Origin of the sequence: Paenibacillus xylanexedens, assembly GCF_017874615.1 — a bacterium.
In the GTDB taxonomy this organism is placed as follows: domain Bacteria; phylum Bacillota; class Bacilli; order Paenibacillales; family Paenibacillaceae; genus Paenibacillus; species Paenibacillus xylanexedens.
In genome coordinates this window covers 187,593-203,630 of sequence record NZ_JAGIKV010000001.1, presented here as the reverse complement: position 1 = coordinate 203,630, position 16,038 = coordinate 187,593, and the positions used below count along the sequence as shown (strand labels likewise).

Below are 16,038 nucleotides of genomic sequence, written 5' to 3'. Positions count from 1 at the left end.
GTCCCTTTGTTGTCTTGCGCTTTTTCTGGTAGGATAAGAGGGATAAGGAGGCGCCGTGAATGGATGTAAAAAGTGCAACAAAGGCAATACGTAATGGAGAAACGGCACCGATATATGTGCTGTACGGGACGGAGAAGTACCAGATACAGCAATTTACGGATATGTTAAAAGAACAGGTTATTGAAGAAGAACATCGTGATTTTGCGATTATTCCATATGATTTGTCTGAAACGGCTGTGGAGGTCGTTATTGAAGAAGCAGAGACCGTACCTTTTCTGGTTCCTCGCAAATTAATAATTGTAAGGGATGCGAGTCTGTTCACCGCAGGTAAAGAATCCAAGATTGAACATCAGGTTGATCGTCTGCTTACATATATGGAAAATCCGGCAGATTACAGTACGATTGTTTTCCTGGCCCAAGGGGATAAGCTGGATGAGCGTAAGAAACTGGTGAAAGCTGTCAAGAAACAGGCAGTAGTTCTTGCTTTTGCTCCACTCAGTGGAGAAGAGTTATTGAATTGGATAGTGAAACTGGCGAAGCAGCGGGATGTTTCCTTGGAGACGGGAGCGGCAGAAACGTTGATCAGCTATGCAGGAACAGGTCTTCAGACCCTGTCTGCTGAAGTAGACAAGTTATGTTTGTTTGCGGGTAATGGGGGAACAATCAAGCGTGCTGATATCGAGTCACTGGTTGCCCGTAGTACAGAGCAGAATGTATTTTCACTGGTGGAGGAACTTGCTAATTTGCGACTGGAGAAAGCGTTGGCTCTTTTCTATGAGTTGCTGAAGCAGCGGGAAGAACCGATTAAAATTGCGGCTTTAATCGCACGCCAGTTTCGGATCATGATCCAGGTGAAAGAGTTGGGACAACAAAGTTACTCTCAGCAGCAGATTGCCAGTCAGCTTGGTCTGCATCCGTATGCTGTTAAGATTGCGGGTGAACAAGCCCGTAAATTTCAGCCGGAACGTCTGAGAATGATCTTGAGTCACCTTAGTGAACTGGATTACCAGATGAAAACAGGAGCGGTGGATAAAGTGCTTGGTCTGGAGCTGTTCTTATTGAGACTTGGTGCATGAATGGATAAGTAAACGTAATAGATTACTAGTGTGAGGAACAAACAAAGCGACCTTTGCTCCATGATAGTTAAATCATCGGAATAAAGGTCGCTTTATCTGTGTCTTATACTTATCGAATCAGATACTAAAAAATCCTGAAAGCCTATGCTGTTCAGGATTTTTCCATTGGATCGTATAAGTAACGCTTCTTACGCTTGTGCGGAAAGAGCGTTCAGTTTTTTCGCCAAGCGAGATTTTTTGCGTGCTGCAGCATTTTTATGAACCAGACCTTTAGTTACAGCCTTGTCCAGCTTTTTGGAAGCAGCTTGAATCGCAGCTTTTGCAGTATCAACTTCGTTACTTACCAGAGCAGCATCAGCAGCTTTAACAGCTGTACGGAGTGCAGACTTCTGAGAAGCGTTGAGTGCGCGGCGCTTGTCGTTCGTTTTTACGCGTTTAACAGCGGATTTGATGTTTGGCATTACATTCACCTCCTGTAAGGCATTTGCATGAATACAAACGTTTCACAACTTAAAATATTCTATCACGCTAGCATGTAAAATGCAACAGATATTCCTACGATGTTCGACATGCTGTATAAAGGAACCCTTTTTCCCACACAATATGCTCAAATGCGGTAAGGGAGGCAGGGACAGAATGACACTGGATTTGCAAAACTATACAGTTCGTACCGATTTGGCGATCGACTCCAAGGAAATGGCGCAAGGTGGACAGAAACAGACGATTCCTGGACTGCGGGAAGATGTAGAGAAAAAAGAGGGCATTACGATTACACGTATTGATGTCCTGAATGAAGAAGCAGCCACGGCCATTGGTCGGGTAAAAGGCCACTATGTCACCTTGGAAGTACCTTCACTACGGAATGGTGATACCGAGTTAAAGGAGCGAGTTGCTGCTGAGTTCACACGTGAAATGGAAGATTTTATGGTTAAGGCCGGAATCAACAAAACATCCAAGGTCTTGATTGTTGGCTTGGGCAACTTAAATGTCACCCCGGATTCACTCGGTCCACTTGTTGTAGAAAATCTGATGGTGACGCGTCAGTATTTCGAATTGGTGCCAGATCAGGTTGCGCCAGGGTATCGGGAAGTCAGCGCGATTGCTCCCGGCGTGTTAGGTACAACGGGCATTGAATCCAGTGACATCGTACAGGGGATTGTAGACCGGACCAAGCCTGATGCCATTATTGCGATTGATGCCCTGGCCTCCCGTTCCTTGGAACGTGTAAATACAACGATTCAGGTAGCGGACATTGGTATTCATCCGGGTTCCGGTATTGGAAACAAACGGCGTGGCCTGACCCGTGAGATATTAGGTGTGCCTTGCATCGCCATCGGAGTACCAACCGTATGTTATGCGTCCACCATTGTGAACAATGTGATTGAGATGATGCGCTCACACTTCCGCCAGGAAACGGATCAGACCAAACAGATCATGGGCATGCTGGACGACATCGGTGAGCAAGATCGCTTGAGTCTGGTGAAAGAGGTACTGGAGCCACTGGGTCATGACCTCATTGTTACCCCAAAGGAAATCGATGAGTTTATTGAGGGAATTGCCAATGTTATCGCTACAGGACTTAACGCCGCACTCCACGATGCCGTGAATCCGGATAACGTAGCCGCCTATACACATTAAAACTTAAAACTGCTGAGAAGAAGGTCCGAATCTATCGGACTTTCTTTTTTTTGTTTCTGGAATCTTTCATTTTCCTGTTCTATCAAATTGGGCGGGCTCATAGAGTTGAAGTATAAGAGTTGTCCAGCAGGGAAGGAGACAGCAGAATGAACAAGATATTGGCCTGGAATATTGGGAAGTGGAAAAAAAGATGTCTGCACGTGCTGGCCATGGGCCGTACGTTGTTGTTGCTTATGATCATATCTGCCTTGTTTTTTGTTGTACTGGGTCTGGGGGGAATGGCAGAGAAACGCTTGAATAATTCCCCCGTTTCTTCCATGAAAGGATTTGCGAGTGCCGTATCAAGCCGTTTTTTCGTCGATATGCTCGGTATGGAGATGCCCCATCTCACCCAGAAGGAACAGACGTCTGCTATATCCGGTGAAAATCTCACCTCATTTGTTTTCCAATTACTAACGAATGTAAATCCTCAAGATCCGAAGAGCCTGATTGCGAGAGAAATGCCGGGCATGGGTTCCAACCAACCAGTTCTGCTCCGTCCTGGATCTGGTAACGAAAAAGCCGAGGCTCCCGAAGATTATCAGCCCGGTCCAGGTCTTACGGATACGGCTTCCGCAGGTGGAGGAAAACCCGGTAGCGAGCTTCATGTTCCACCAGGCCAGGACAATACGGATCCACCTGAGTCGAGTGAGCCTGGAGATGGAGAAGGTAAAGAAGATCCCCCAGCGAAGAATGGTGAGAAAGACAATTCAGGCTCACCGGCAACAGGCAAAAAGTCAATTCTTATCTATCATTCCCATCCACGGGAAGGCTACAATCCACTGCTAGGTACAAAAAGCGATAATCCATCATCAGGCAAATCAACAGGCAATGTGTTTCAAGTGGGAACCTATCTCTCAGACAGTCTGAAGAAGCTGGGAATCGGCGTAGAACACGCCAAGGATGATTACCCCACTAAAGTAAAGGACTACAACTGGAACTATTCTTATAAATATTCCCGTCAAACGGTAAAAGCGGCACTCGCTCAAAATGATGATCTGACGTATCTCATAGACATTCATCGCGATTCACAGCGTCATGGCAAAACAACAACCACTATTAATGACTTGGGCTACGCCAAAGTGTATTTCATTATTGGACATGAAAATCCAAATTGGCGGCAGAATGAAGCCTTTGCAGCGAAAATTCATAAGAAACTGGAAGCCAAGTATCCTGGGGTATCCCGTGGTGTGTGGGGCAAAGATGGCGGAGGAGCCAACAATGGAGAGTATAACCAAACCCTTTCACCCAACAGCATTTTGATTGAGATTGGCGGCATCGACAACACAGGAGCTGAGCTCCAACGGACATCGAAGATTCTAGCAGACATGATTGTCCAAGTGTATTGGGAAGATCAGAAGGTGGACAAAGCCAGTGCCAAAACTTCGTCGCAGGGTGGATAGGAACCATATATGTAAGAAGGAAAAATAGTAGAGAGTGACAGGAGGCAATGCACATGTCCAGATTCGGTAAAAGACTGTTATCCATCGCTGTATTAATGTTGCTGGGTGTTCTGTTTGGAATGCAGCTGGCTGGCAGCAACTTTCATATGGGCAATCCATCAGGAGGCACATCAACCGTTGTGACAACTGAGCCAACTTCATCGGTGACCGAATCTGTTCCGACTGCACCTGTCCAAAAGGAAATCAAAGAACCACCATTTGTACCTGTTCAGTCACCAAGCCAAGTGCTTGGGGCAGATCAAAATAAGGCTCCGGTTGATGTGTTGGCAGACAAAACGGCTGGACTATTGCAAAATCTCTCGCACAGTGGAATCAAGTGGGTGGTCTCTCTTTTTAGCGGTGTTGCTGAATAAAATACCATAATTTTAAGGTACAATATAACCTCCGGGAGTGCATGATGACACTTTATTATAAAGTTGAGACATCACGGGATTGATGCACTGTGCTTCAACTGTTATAATGAAGTGATTGACACTAGGCTGTTTCTGGGGGTAAGGAATGACTGACATTCGGGCAAGACAACGTAAAATTCGTAACTTTTCTATCATTGCACATATAGATCACGGCAAATCAACACTTGCGGACCGGATCTTGGAGTACACAGGTGCGCTCTCTTCACGTGAAATGCAGGAACAAGTTCTGGATAAAATGGACCTTGAACGCGAACGTGGAATAACGATCAAGCTACAAGCAGTAGCCTTGACTTACAAAGCGGATGACGGTGAAGAGTATTTATTGAATCTGATTGATACACCGGGACACGTAGACTTCACGTATGAAGTATCACGCAGTCTTGCTGCATGTGAAGGTGCTCTGCTGGTTGTGGATGCGGCTCAGGGAATTGAAGCCCAAACACTTGCCAACGTGTATCTGGCATTGGATAACAACCTTGAAATTTTACCGGTTATCAACAAAATTGACCTTCCAAGCGCTGATCCTGAACGGGTGAAGCAGGAAGTGGAAGATGTTATTGGTTTGGACACAAGTAATGCGGTTTTGGCTTCGGCCAAATCAGGAATCGGAATCAAAGAAATTTTGGAGCAAGTGGTGAAAAGTGTTCCGGCACCAACTGGTGATCCTGACCAGCCTTTGAAAGCGCTGATTTTTGACTCGCACTATGACCCGTACAAAGGTGTAATCGTATATGTACGTGTTGTTGATGGCAAAATCAAAACCGGTTCCAAAATCAAAATGATGGCAACAGGTAAATCATTTGAAGTCATTGAAGTTGGAGCGTTCAAACCTCGCATGACCATCGTGGACGAGCTGAACGTCGGGGATGTTGGATTTATCGTTGCAGGTATCCGGCATGTTGGCGATACACAAGTCGGGGATACGGTAACGGATGCCAAAAATCCAACACCGGAACCTTTGCCGGGTTATCGTAAAATTAACCCAATGGTGTATTGTGGTCTCTATCCGATCGAAACATCGGACTATGTTGATCTGCGTGAAGCGTTGGAGAAATTGCAGTTGAACGATGCGTCTCTGAGCTTTGAACCGGAAACATCCAGTGCTCTCGGTTTTGGATTCCGTTGCGGATTCCTTGGACTGCTTCACATGGACGTTATCCAGGAGCGAATCGAGCGGGAGTTTAACATTCCGTTGATCACAACGGCACCAAGTGTAATCTATCACGTCACCTTAACGAATGGTGAAGTGATGAAAATCGACAACCCATCCAACTATCCTGAGGTGGGACGGATTGATTACGTCGAGGAACCATACGTCAAGGCAGATATTATCGTACCGAATGATTATGTAGGTACCATTATGGAGCTGTGTCAGACTAAACGCGGTGAATATGTAAATATGGAATATCTGGACACAACTCGGGTTACCATTACCTATGAGATTCCGTTGTCCGAGATTGTATATGACTTCTTCGACCAGTTGAAATCCGGTACCAAAGGATATGCATCACTGGATTATGAGCTGTCCGGTTACCGTCAGTCCAATCTGGCGAAAATGGATATTGTACTTAATGGCGAACAGGTGGATGCTCTGTCCTTCATCGTTCACCGTGATCGTGCCTATAACCGCGGACGCATTGTCTGTGAGAAACTGCGCGAGCTGATTCCACGGCAAATGTTCGAGGTGCCAATTCAGGCATCTGTAGGTACCAAGGTCGTTGCTCGTGAGACGGTAAAAGCAATGCGTAAAAACGTACTTGCCAAGTGTTATGGTGGTGACATCTCGCGGAAACGGAAACTGCTTGAGAAGCAGAAGGAAGGTAAGAAGCGGATGAAGCAAGTTGGTAACGTTGAGGTGCCACAAGAGGCATTCATGGCGGTACTGAAAATTGATGATTAGGACGTTTGCTTGCAAACGTCACGTGAATCTTTTTGGTACATCAATAATTTGTGTATGAAAGGATAAACGATATTTTGTCTCGGGTACATCACAGAGTGTGTGTATCGAAATTGAATTATAGGACGTTTGCTTGCAAACATGGTTACAACACAGAATATTAAATAACTAAGCTGAAAGGGAAGCCGGATGGCTTTCCTTTTTTCAAATAGAGGGGGACTTGCCATGACATTGGCAGCACACAGCCGGAAGACAGGTGCGCCCCAAGCGGTGTATCTTCACATTCCCTTTTGCACGAATAAATGTTTTTATTGCGACTTTAACTCCTACGTTCTGAAAGATCAGCCCGTGATGCAATATCTCGAAGCGCTGGAACGGGAGATGGAACATACAGTTAAGGCCAATCCACCGGGTGAGATCAAGACTATATTTGTAGGTGGGGGTACGCCAACAGCTCTGAAATCGGATGAGATGGCAGTATTTCTTCGTTCCGTGAAGACGTATTTCCCAAATTGGGCGGACGATATTGAATTTTCGATGGAAGCCAACCCGGGAACAACGGATGCGGAGAAACTCGCTGCGATGAAAGAAGGCGGCGTCAACCGCGTCAGCTTTGGCGTGCAGGCTTTTCAGAATGATCTGCTGACAGGCATTGGCCGTATTCATAATACGGATGATGTATATCGGAGTCTGGAGAACGCTCGTAAAGCGGGACTGAATAACCTGTCCATTGACCTGATGTTCGGCTTGCCAAACCAGACCGTAGAGATGTTGAATGAGAGTATCGACAAGGCGCTGGAACTGGATCTGCCGCATTACTCCATCTACAGCCTGAAAGTGGAAGAGAATACACTTTTCCATACCCTGTATCAGAAGAACCAGTTGCCACTTCCTCATGAAGATGACGAGCTGGAGATGTACCTTCTATTAATGAGACGTATGAAAGAAGCAGGCTATGGACAATACGAGATCAGCAACTTTGCCAAGCCAGGCTTTGAGAGTCGTCACAATATTACCTACTGGCGTAATGAGGACTACTATGGTCTGGGTGCAGGTGCACATGGATATGTAGGCCGTGAACGGCATATGAATATTAAAGGTATAAATCCTTATGTTGAAGCTTCACGAGCAGGGCTGCCTCGTCTGGATCATTTTGAGATTGCTCGCCCGGAGGCCATGGAAGATTATCTGATGGTTGGACTGAGAATGTTGGAGGGAGCTTCGGCCTCTCGGTTTAGCGAACAGTTCGGAGAGTCTATGGAAGAAGTGTTTGCGAAGCCTTTGGGCAAAATGTTGAACGCAGGGTTGCTTGAACGGACGGCAGACGGCTTCCGACTGAGCGAGCAGGGTATCCTGTTCGGAAATGACGTTTTTGCGGAGTTTATCGGGTCCATATCGCTGAATTCGTAGCTTGAAATTGTATACGCTTTGTTGTATATTTATTCATGTTGATTTTACAGAGCGTGTTAATTTAACAACTACGAAGTCAGCTTTCCTCTGGAAAGCTTGGTAATAGGAGGAGAGCAGGATGTCGGTAATATGCAGAAAAGCCGTACCGGAAGATGTTGAACCACTGTATGAAATGATTAAGGGCTATGCAGAGCGTGGGATCATGCTTCCGCGATCACGGGAAATACTGCACCGACAGCTGGAGCACTTTGTTGTAGCCGAAGTTGATGGTGAAGTGGTGGGTTGCGGATCGCTTTGTCGTCTGGGGAATGATCTGGTGGAAGTCAGATCACTCGGTATCTCGGAAGGGCATAAAGGGCTCGGTATTGGATCACGATTGCTGGATCGACTGGTAGAAGAAGCCGAGAAACAACAGATTCCAAAGGTAATGGCGTTGACATATGAAGTGTCCTTCTTCCTCAAAAACGGCTTTGCTGTGGTGGAAAAAGAGATTTTCCCCGAGAAAGTATGGACCGACTGTGTTCATTGCAGCAAGCAGGATTGTTGCGATGAGATCGCGGTACTGAAAGAACTTAACGTTTCAGCATAACAACTGAATGGACTGCATGGATCGAGCCGAGTCAGCCTCTGCCCTACATGCAGTCCTTTTTTACTTCAAAGTATGTTCAATAAAGTTGTTAGGACTCGTCGACATTGGTCTATACTATAAATAGATGAGCCCACTCATCAAACTCACTTGACAATGTTCACGTCAGTTTGGTATTTTTGTATTACCGCTTAGCACTCATCTAACCGGAGTGCTAACGACATGGGACAGTACAGTCAGAAGGAGGGAATACTCACCATGTTAACAGAGCGTCAACGAATGATTCTGAACGCCATAGTGGATGACTATATCCGTTCAGCTGAGCCCGTAGGGTCCCGGAGCATTTCCAAAAGGGGAGATGTTGGATACAGTCCGGCGACGATCCGTAATGAAATGGCGGACCTTGAAGATATGGGCTTTCTGGAGCAGCCTCATACATCGGCTGGACGCATTCCATCCCATAAAGGCTATCGATATTATGTCGATCATTTGGTTCCCTGGAATCAGGTGGAGCCTCAGGAGTTGGATGATCTCAAGTCGTTCTTCGCTGAAAAACTGAACGTCATGGAACAAGTTATTCAGCATGCATCCAATATTTTGTCACATATGACGAATTATACTTCGATCCTGCTTGGACCGGAAGTATTCCATACGTCCCTACGTCACTTCCAATTGCTTCCGCTGAACGAGAGTGAAGCTGTGGCAATCATCGTGACCAATACAGGTCAAGTGGAGAACAAGACGGTTCAGATTCCACCAGAAATCTCGGTAGCCGAGATGGAAAATGTGGTTCGCTTGTTAAATACCAAACTTGTGGGCGTACCAATCTACAAATTGAAATCCCGTCTTTATACCGAACTTGGGCAAGAGATGGAACGGCATATTACACGTTATGAGGAAGTTATGCAGGTGCTCAACAGTGCCTTTGACAATGAACATGATAATCGTCTGTTCCTCAGTGGTGCCACCAATATGTTGACTCAACCGGAGTTTAAAGATATCGAAAAGGTAAAAGATATTCTTGACCTGCTGGAAGAGACACCAACACTCATGAAATTGATGATGCCCGTGCCGGGTGGATCTGGTATTCAAGTGCGAATCGGCACTGAAAATGATCATGAAGCCTTTGCCAACTGCAGCCTGATTACAGCCTCCTATTCATTGGACGGTGAGGCTTTGGGTTCGATCGGTATTCTAGGACCCACGCGGATGGATTATGCACGTGTCATTCATATTCTAAATACACTATCCCGTGACTTGACGGCGATGCTGACACATCGTTTCAAATAAGATTCGGGAATGAACCATTTCATTCGTATAAGGAGGTGAACATCTTGAAAGAGGAGCAATCATTTACAGAAGAACAAGAGGTAACAGCAACTGAGCAGGAGCCTATTAATGAAGCTGGCGCTGCAGAAGCACAAGCTGAAGAGATGGCTGGTCAGGAGCAGGATGAGCTTGCACGTCTGAAGGCAGAAGCTGAGGAGCAACAACAGCGTTATGTCCGTGCACAGGCTGATTTTGATAACTTCCGTCGTCGTACGCAGAAGGAAAAAGAAGAATTGGCTAAATACGCTTCGATGAAGCTGATCACCGAACTGGTACCGGTTATTGATAACTTCGAGCGCGCCATGGCTACTGTACCGGAAGGAGCAGAGGTCGAATCTTTCTCCAAGGGCATCCAAATGATTTTCCGTCAATTGGAAACCGTGATGAATAATGAAGGTCTGACGGCTATGGAATCGGTAGGACAACCGTTCAATCCTGAATTCCACCAAGCAATTATGCAAGTGGAGAGCGACGAGTACGAAGAAGGTATCGTTGTTGAGGAAGTCCAAAAAGGCTACATGCTGAAAGATAAAGTGCTTCGTCCAGCTATGGTTAAAGTCAGCTCATAAATTCCTTATAGGAAGGAATGAGTCGGCTCCATGGTTGAACAATGTGGGCGAAGTTTAATATAAAGGTTTGTACACATAGAGCACGATTAGCAACATGAACATCTAAATAAGGGTCAGATCAGACCCATTCATTTTAAATTGTTGAGGGAGGAAATTTTCGGATGAGCAAAGTAATTGGTATTGACTTAGGAACAACAAACTCATGCGTAGCAGTAATGGAAGGCGGCGAGGCTGTCGTAATTCCAAATCCGGAGGGCGCACGTACAACTCCATCCGTAGTTGGTTTCAAAAAAGATGGAGAGCGCGTTGTTGGTGAAACAGCAAAACGTCAAGCCATCACCAATCCGGATCGTACCATCATGTCGATCAAACGTCACATGGGTACTTCCCACAAGGAAACAATCGATAGCAAAGACTACTCCGCACAAGAGATCTCTGCAATCATCCTGCAAAAATTGAAATCCGATGCTGAAGCTTATCTGGGTCAAACGGTAACTCAAGCAGTTATCACTGTACCGGCTTACTTCAATGACAGTCAGCGCCAAGCGACTAAAGATGCGGGTAAAATTGCAGGTTTGGAAGTTCTGCGTATCGTCAACGAGCCAACAGCAGCAGCTTTGGCATACGGTATGGAGAAATCCGAAGACCAAACGATCCTCGTATATGACCTGGGTGGCGGTACGTTCGACGTATCCATTCTTGAACTGGGTGATGGCTTCTTTGAAGTTAAAGCAACTAGCGGGGACAACAAACTAGGCGGGGATGACTTTGACCAAGTGATCATTGATTACCTCGTAAGTGAATTCAAAAAAGATCAAGGCATTGACTTGAGTAAAGATAAGGCAGCGGTTCAACGTTTGAAAGATGCAGCGGAAAAAGCGAAAAAAGAACTTTCCGGCGTATTGACTACAACGATCTCCTTGCCGTTCATCACAGTTGCTGATGGCGTTCCTCAGCATTTGGAGTTGAACCTGAGCCGTGCGAAATTTGAAGAAATCTCTGAAGGTCTGGTTGAGCGTACGCTTGAACCAACTCGTCGTGCATTGAGTGATGCGGGTATGACGCCTAACGATATCGACAAGATCGTATTGGTTGGTGGTTCGACACGTATTCCAGCAGTACAAGAAGCAATCAAAAAACTGACGGGTAAAGAGCCACACAAAGGCGTTAACCCGGATGAAGTTGTAGCTTTGGGTGCTGCTGTACAAGCGGGCGTACTGACAGGTGACGTGAAAGACGTTGTATTGCTCGACGTAACGCCATTGTCCCTGGGTATCGAAACAGCGGGTGGCGTATTCACTAAAATGATCGAGCGTAACACTACGATCCCTACAAGCAAATCACAAGTGTTCTCCACATATGCAGACAATCAACCGAGCGTTGAGATTCATGTTCTGCAAGGTGAGCGTGAGATGGCAGCAGGTAACAAATCGCTTGGACGTTTCATGTTGGGTGATATTCCACCGGCTCCACGTGGCGTTCCACAGATCGAAGTTAGCTTCGATATTGATGCCAACGGTATCGTTAACGTATCTGCAACAGATAAAGGTACGAACAAAACTCAAAAAATCACAATCACTTCTTCCAGCGGTTTGAGCGATGCTGAAGTGGAGCAAATGATGAAAGATGCTGAGCTGCACGCTGAAGAAGATAAAAAACGCAGAGAACTCGTTGAAGCGAAAAACAGTGCAGATCAATTGATCTACTCTGTTGACAAAACGATCAAAGATCTTGGCGAAAAAGCAGATGCTGGCGAAGTTGAAAAAGCAAATGCTGCGAAAGAAAAACTGCAAGGCGTTCTGGCTTCCGACAACCTGGAAGATATCAAAGCTGCTACAGAAGAACTGACAGAGATCGTTCAACAACTGTCTGTGAAACTGTATGAGCAAGCTCAGGCGCAAGAGCAAGAAGCACAAGGTGCTGAAGAGCAACAAGGTTCTGCTAAACGTGACAACGTCGTAGACGCTGATTACGAAGTTGTGGATGAAGATAAAAAACAAAACTAATTCGTAGTTCTACGCGAATTAAACATCGGTGACGTTCGAACTAGAGGGAAAGTCATAGCCGGGGCTCCCGCGCTTTGGCTTTCCTTTTGTCACGATGTGCGATATGGTGAATGATATGGGGGTGGAAGAGTGGCTGAAAAGCGTGATTATTATGAGGTGCTTGGCGTTAGTAAAACGGCTAACGACGATGAAATTAAAAAGGCTTACCGTAAGCTTGCCCGTCAGTATCACCCTGACGTAAACAAGGCTGCTGATGCGGAAGCTAAATTTAAAGAAGTTAAAGAAGCTTACGACGTAGTGAGTGACGGTCAGAAGCGTGCACAATATGATCAATATGGTCATGTCGATCCGAATCAAGGTGGATTCGGTGGTGGCGGTGATTTTGGCGGCGGCGGATTTGGCGACATCTTCGACATGTTCTTTGGCGGCGGTGGCGGTGGACGACGTGATCCAAATGCTCCGCAACGGGGGAATGATCTGCAGTACACGATGACGATTGAGTTCAAGGAAGCTGTATTCGGTAAAGAAACCGATATTACGATTCCGCGTACCGAAGGCTGTGATACCTGTCATGGCTCAGGTGCCAAACCTGGAACGAAACCGGAAACCTGCTCGGTCTGCCAAGGTAGCGGTCAGCAGGAAGTCGTGCAAAATACACCGTTTGGTCGTATGGTTAATCGTCGTGCATGTTCGAACTGTAGCGGTTCGGGCCAAATTATCAAAGAAAAATGTACAACGTGCAGTGGTAGCGGTAAAGTCCGCAAGCAACGCAAAATCCATGTTCGCATTCCAGCGGGTGTAGATGATGGCGCGCAACTGCGTATGACAGGTGAGGGCGAGGGAGGCCTGCGTGGCGGACCAGCGGGAGATCTGTATATTGTCATTCGCGTGAAATCACATGATTTCTTCGAGCGTGAAGGTGACGATATTTATTGCGAAATCCCACTTACCTTTGCTCAGGCAGCTCTGGGAGATGAAGTTGAGATCCCAACGTTGACCGAGAAAGTGAAGTTGAAAGTACCAGCTGGTACACAAACGGGAACGTATTTCCGCCTCAAAGGCAAAGGTGTACCACGCCTGCGCGGTATGGGGCAAGGGGATCAGCATGTGAAAGTGGTTGTGGTTACACCTAGTAAGCTGAATGACGAGCAGAAAGATCTGCTTCGCCAAATTGCTTCGCTGGATGGAGAGCAAACACATGAGCATGAACAATCTTTCTTTGATAGAGTGAAACGCGCCTTCCGCGGCGACTGAGAATAAAATAAAGCAAGTTCAAAAGGACACCACAGCGGGTTTTACCGCGGGGTGTCCTTTTTTGTACGCCTTTTTTAGTGGTCCAGTGGTTTTGGCAGAATCCATGGATTTATGCTACAAAGAACGACAGCAATTTGTGGGAGCATTTCGGTATATTCTGAACTAACTTGCGGAAAGATAGCATGGCGAGAATGATATGCATAGCTGATATGCGAGAAATTAGGAAAGCAGGTGAAGCGGATGACCGAGAAAAATATTTTGGCGTACTTTCACAGCCCGGAGCAAGCTCAAGGGGCAGCCAAAAAACTGGAGGCATTGCGAGTGGAGGACCTGTCAATTAATCGATTCAGCCGATATGCGGGTGTAGGACCAAGCGGGGCTTCCTACAAGCCGGGCGTTTCCGGCAGTTTTTCATCATGGGTGCCCGATTCGATGCAAACAAATGCCAGTGCTGGAATCATGGCTGCGGCGGACCCTTCTGCAAGCGGCATGAGTGATGGTGGACAGGGTGGCCCTACAGGAAGAGATGTATTGCTAACTGTCATCGTAGATGAATCGGTACATCACCGCGCTATGTCTATAATTGAACAAGCCGGTGGAATGATCTAGTTTCCCAATTTGAAGGAGGAGCATTACAATGGCAGAACATGAGCGCCCAGGCAAGATTTTAACGAAAACGGAAAAGATGAAACGTATGCAATCCGCTAAAAATGAGGACGTGGAATTCAGCGCTGAAGCTGCGGATCATGAAGATATCGAAGCACTACGCCGCAGTGAAGCGGCTGATCGACGACAGGGACGGGAGCTTCATGACTGAAGATCGCTCGGCAGTGACCCTCGAAGCTGTTTTTACAAGCTGGACTGAGGCCGAGTCTGCACGCAGAGCCCTGGAATTGTTGCATCCGAACCAATTGAGTATTGAGAGCCTTGGCAATGAAGCGTCTGCATTGGACTCAAACGATGTTACGGGCTCCGATAATTCTCCTACGGCCGTCGTCGGAGGATTTAGTGGCGAACTGAATGTACTTGCCCTGATTAGTGATGAAACGGAAATGTTGTCCAATGGTCAGGTGTATGATACACCCAAAGAGGACTCGGCCAACAGGCTAAAACAAGAAATTTTGCTGACCGTGTCCGTATCCAACGATTCGCTTCCGCAAGCCGCAGAGATGATCACGCAGAATGGTGGACGTTTTTGCTAACTGAGATTCGAATTATGCAAAATGCTGAAGTAAATAAAACAGATATGTATGAATAGATGACAGGATATTCGAGCAGTCAGGCTGCGGATATCCTGTTTTGTTTTTCTTTTACTGGTGCGGCTTTGTGCTCCGGCTAGCATGTGTAGTACAATAGTTGGGATGTTTGAAAAATGAGGAGGAAAAACCAAGTATGTTATGGCATGAACTAACAATACATACCACAGAAGAAGCTGTGGAGATGATTTCGAATTTTTTACATGAAGCGGGTGCTGGAGGGGTTTCGATTGAAGAGTCCGGTACTTTAAATAAAAAACGGGACACGACATATGGTGAGTTATACGACGTTCCTTTGAATGATATTCCGGAAGGCTTTGCGGTCATCAAAGGGTACTTCTCCGAAGGTACGGATATGGTTGCATTACAGTTAGAAGTTAATCCGAGAGTTGAGGAACTCTCCGAATTCGGAATTGATACAGGTGAGGTTCGTTATGAGACGCGTACAGTGGATGAAGATGACTGGGCAACAGCCTGGAAACAATATTTCAAGCCGGTACGTGTATCGGAACATTTGACGATCAAACCAACGTGGGAAGAGTATACGCCTGAAAGTCCAGATGAGAAAATTATTGAGCTTGATCCAGGCATGGCCTTTGGTACAGGAACACATCCAACGACCTCCCTCTGCTTGCGCACACTGGAAACGGTTATTCAGGGCGGCGAGGAAGTTATTGACGTAGGTACAGGTTCTGGTATTTTGGCTATTGGAGCGATAAAACTTGGGGCAAAACATGTACTGGCGCTTGATCTTGATCCGGTTGCGGTAATCAGTGCCAGGGAGAATGTGGAACTGAATGGGCTGGAGCAACAAATTACGGTTAAAGAGAGTGATCTGTTGTCCGTCCTTGGGAGTCAGGACCCTGGACTTGGTGTACAACTGCCGGTTAAGGTTGTCGTGGCGAACATTCTGGCTGAGATCATTTTGTTGTTCGTAGACGATGTCTATAATGCGCTTGAGTCTGGTGGCACCTATATTGTATCCGGTATTTGGAAGAACAAAGAGCAGGTTGTACATGATGCTCTGGTAGCCTCCAGGTTTGAAGTGAGTGCGATCCACCGTGATGAGGATTGGCTGGCGTTTGTAGCCAGAAAGGGGTAA

16 protein-coding genes are annotated in these 16,038 nt (G+C 46.4%); 15 read left to right on the top strand and 1 reads right to left on the bottom strand.

What is annotated here, in order from left to right:
- The first annotated feature begins 59 nt into the window (after nt 1–59).
- On the top strand, nt 60–1,076 hold the full coding sequence (gene holA / locus J2Z28_RS00965; RefSeq protein ID WP_036668560.1) for a DNA polymerase III subunit delta: 1,017 nt from the start codon (nt 60–62) through the stop codon (nt 1,074–1,076).
- Nucleotides 1,077–1,264: 188 nt separating this feature from the next.
- On the opposite strand, the gene rpsT is transcribed toward holA, so the two are convergent.
- Complete coding sequence (gene rpsT / locus J2Z28_RS00960; protein ID WP_017687208.1) at nt 1,265–1,537, bottom strand: 30S ribosomal protein S20; 273 nt, start codon at nt 1,535–1,537, stop codon at nt 1,265–1,267.
- Between the two features lie 175 nt (nt 1,538–1,712).
- Here rpsT and gpr point away from each other — a divergent pair, with 175 nt between their 5' ends.
- The 14 genes from gpr (at nt 1,713) to prmA (ending at nt 16,038) form a co-directional block, all read left to right on the top strand.
- Nucleotides 1,713–2,714, top strand: coding sequence for a GPR endopeptidase (gene gpr / locus J2Z28_RS00955; protein ID WP_211080829.1), 1,002 nt, complete (start codon nt 1,713–1,715; stop codon nt 2,712–2,714).
- Nucleotides 2,715–2,860: 146 nt separating this feature from the next.
- Nucleotides 2,861–4,156 (top strand): stage II sporulation protein P, encoded by a 1,296-nt coding sequence (locus J2Z28_RS00950; RefSeq protein WP_211080828.1) that lies wholly within the window; start codon nt 2,861–2,863, stop codon nt 4,154–4,156.
- A gap of 53 nt (nt 4,157–4,209) precedes the next feature.
- On the top strand, nt 4,210–4,569 hold the full coding sequence (locus tag J2Z28_RS00945; protein WP_076211674.1) for a hypothetical protein: 360 nt from the start codon (nt 4,210–4,212) through the stop codon (nt 4,567–4,569).
- Nucleotides 4,570–4,714: 145 nt separating this feature from the next.
- On the top strand, nt 4,715–6,529 hold the full coding sequence (gene lepA / locus J2Z28_RS00940; protein ID WP_211080827.1) for a translation elongation factor 4: 1,815 nt from the start codon (nt 4,715–4,717) through the stop codon (nt 6,527–6,529).
- 222 nt (nt 6,530–6,751) lie between these two features.
- Entirely contained in the window at nt 6,752–7,936 is a 1,185-nt protein-coding gene (hemW, locus tag J2Z28_RS00935) for a radical SAM family heme chaperone HemW (protein WP_211080826.1), read from the top strand.
- 118 nt (nt 7,937–8,054) lie between these two features.
- On the top strand, nt 8,055–8,525 hold the full coding sequence (locus tag J2Z28_RS00930; protein WP_017687214.1) for an N-acetyltransferase: 471 nt from the start codon (nt 8,055–8,057) through the stop codon (nt 8,523–8,525).
- A 255-nt stretch (nt 8,526–8,780) separates the two neighbouring features.
- Complete coding sequence (gene hrcA / locus J2Z28_RS00925) at nt 8,781–9,812, top strand: heat-inducible transcriptional repressor HrcA (protein WP_036615092.1); 1,032 nt, start codon at nt 8,781–8,783, stop codon at nt 9,810–9,812.
- Nucleotides 9,813–9,856: 44 nt separating this feature from the next.
- Nucleotides 9,857–10,420: a nucleotide exchange factor GrpE gene (gene grpE / locus J2Z28_RS00920; RefSeq protein ID WP_211080825.1), complete on the top strand. Its 564-nt coding sequence runs from the start codon at nt 9,857–9,859 to the stop codon at nt 10,418–10,420.
- A 161-nt stretch (nt 10,421–10,581) separates the two neighbouring features.
- Nucleotides 10,582–12,426 (top strand): molecular chaperone DnaK, encoded by a 1,845-nt coding sequence (gene dnaK / locus J2Z28_RS00915; protein WP_047843796.1) that lies wholly within the window; start codon nt 10,582–10,584, stop codon nt 12,424–12,426.
- 129 nt (nt 12,427–12,555) lie between these two features.
- Nucleotides 12,556–13,680, top strand: coding sequence for a molecular chaperone DnaJ (dnaJ, locus tag J2Z28_RS00910; RefSeq protein ID WP_036615086.1), 1,125 nt, complete (start codon nt 12,556–12,558; stop codon nt 13,678–13,680).
- A 240-nt stretch (nt 13,681–13,920) separates the two neighbouring features.
- Nucleotides 13,921–14,289 carry a hypothetical protein gene (locus tag J2Z28_RS00905; protein WP_017687219.1) on the top strand — a complete coding sequence of 123 codons (369 nt, stop codon included), beginning with the start codon at nt 13,921–13,923 and terminating at the stop codon, nt 14,287–14,289.
- A 28-nt stretch (nt 14,290–14,317) separates the two neighbouring features.
- Nucleotides 14,318–14,497 (top strand): YfhD family protein, encoded by a 180-nt coding sequence (locus J2Z28_RS00900; RefSeq protein WP_017687220.1) that lies wholly within the window; start codon nt 14,318–14,320, stop codon nt 14,495–14,497.
- Nucleotides 14,490–14,882 (top strand): hypothetical protein, encoded by a 393-nt coding sequence (locus J2Z28_RS00895; RefSeq protein WP_211080824.1) that lies wholly within the window; start codon nt 14,490–14,492, stop codon nt 14,880–14,882. The genes J2Z28_RS00900 and J2Z28_RS00895 overlap by 8 nt, the downstream gene beginning before the upstream one ends.
- A gap of 190 nt (nt 14,883–15,072) precedes the next feature.
- Nucleotides 15,073–16,038: a 50S ribosomal protein L11 methyltransferase gene (gene prmA / locus J2Z28_RS00890; RefSeq protein WP_211080823.1), complete on the top strand. Its 966-nt coding sequence runs from the start codon at nt 15,073–15,075 to the stop codon at nt 16,036–16,038.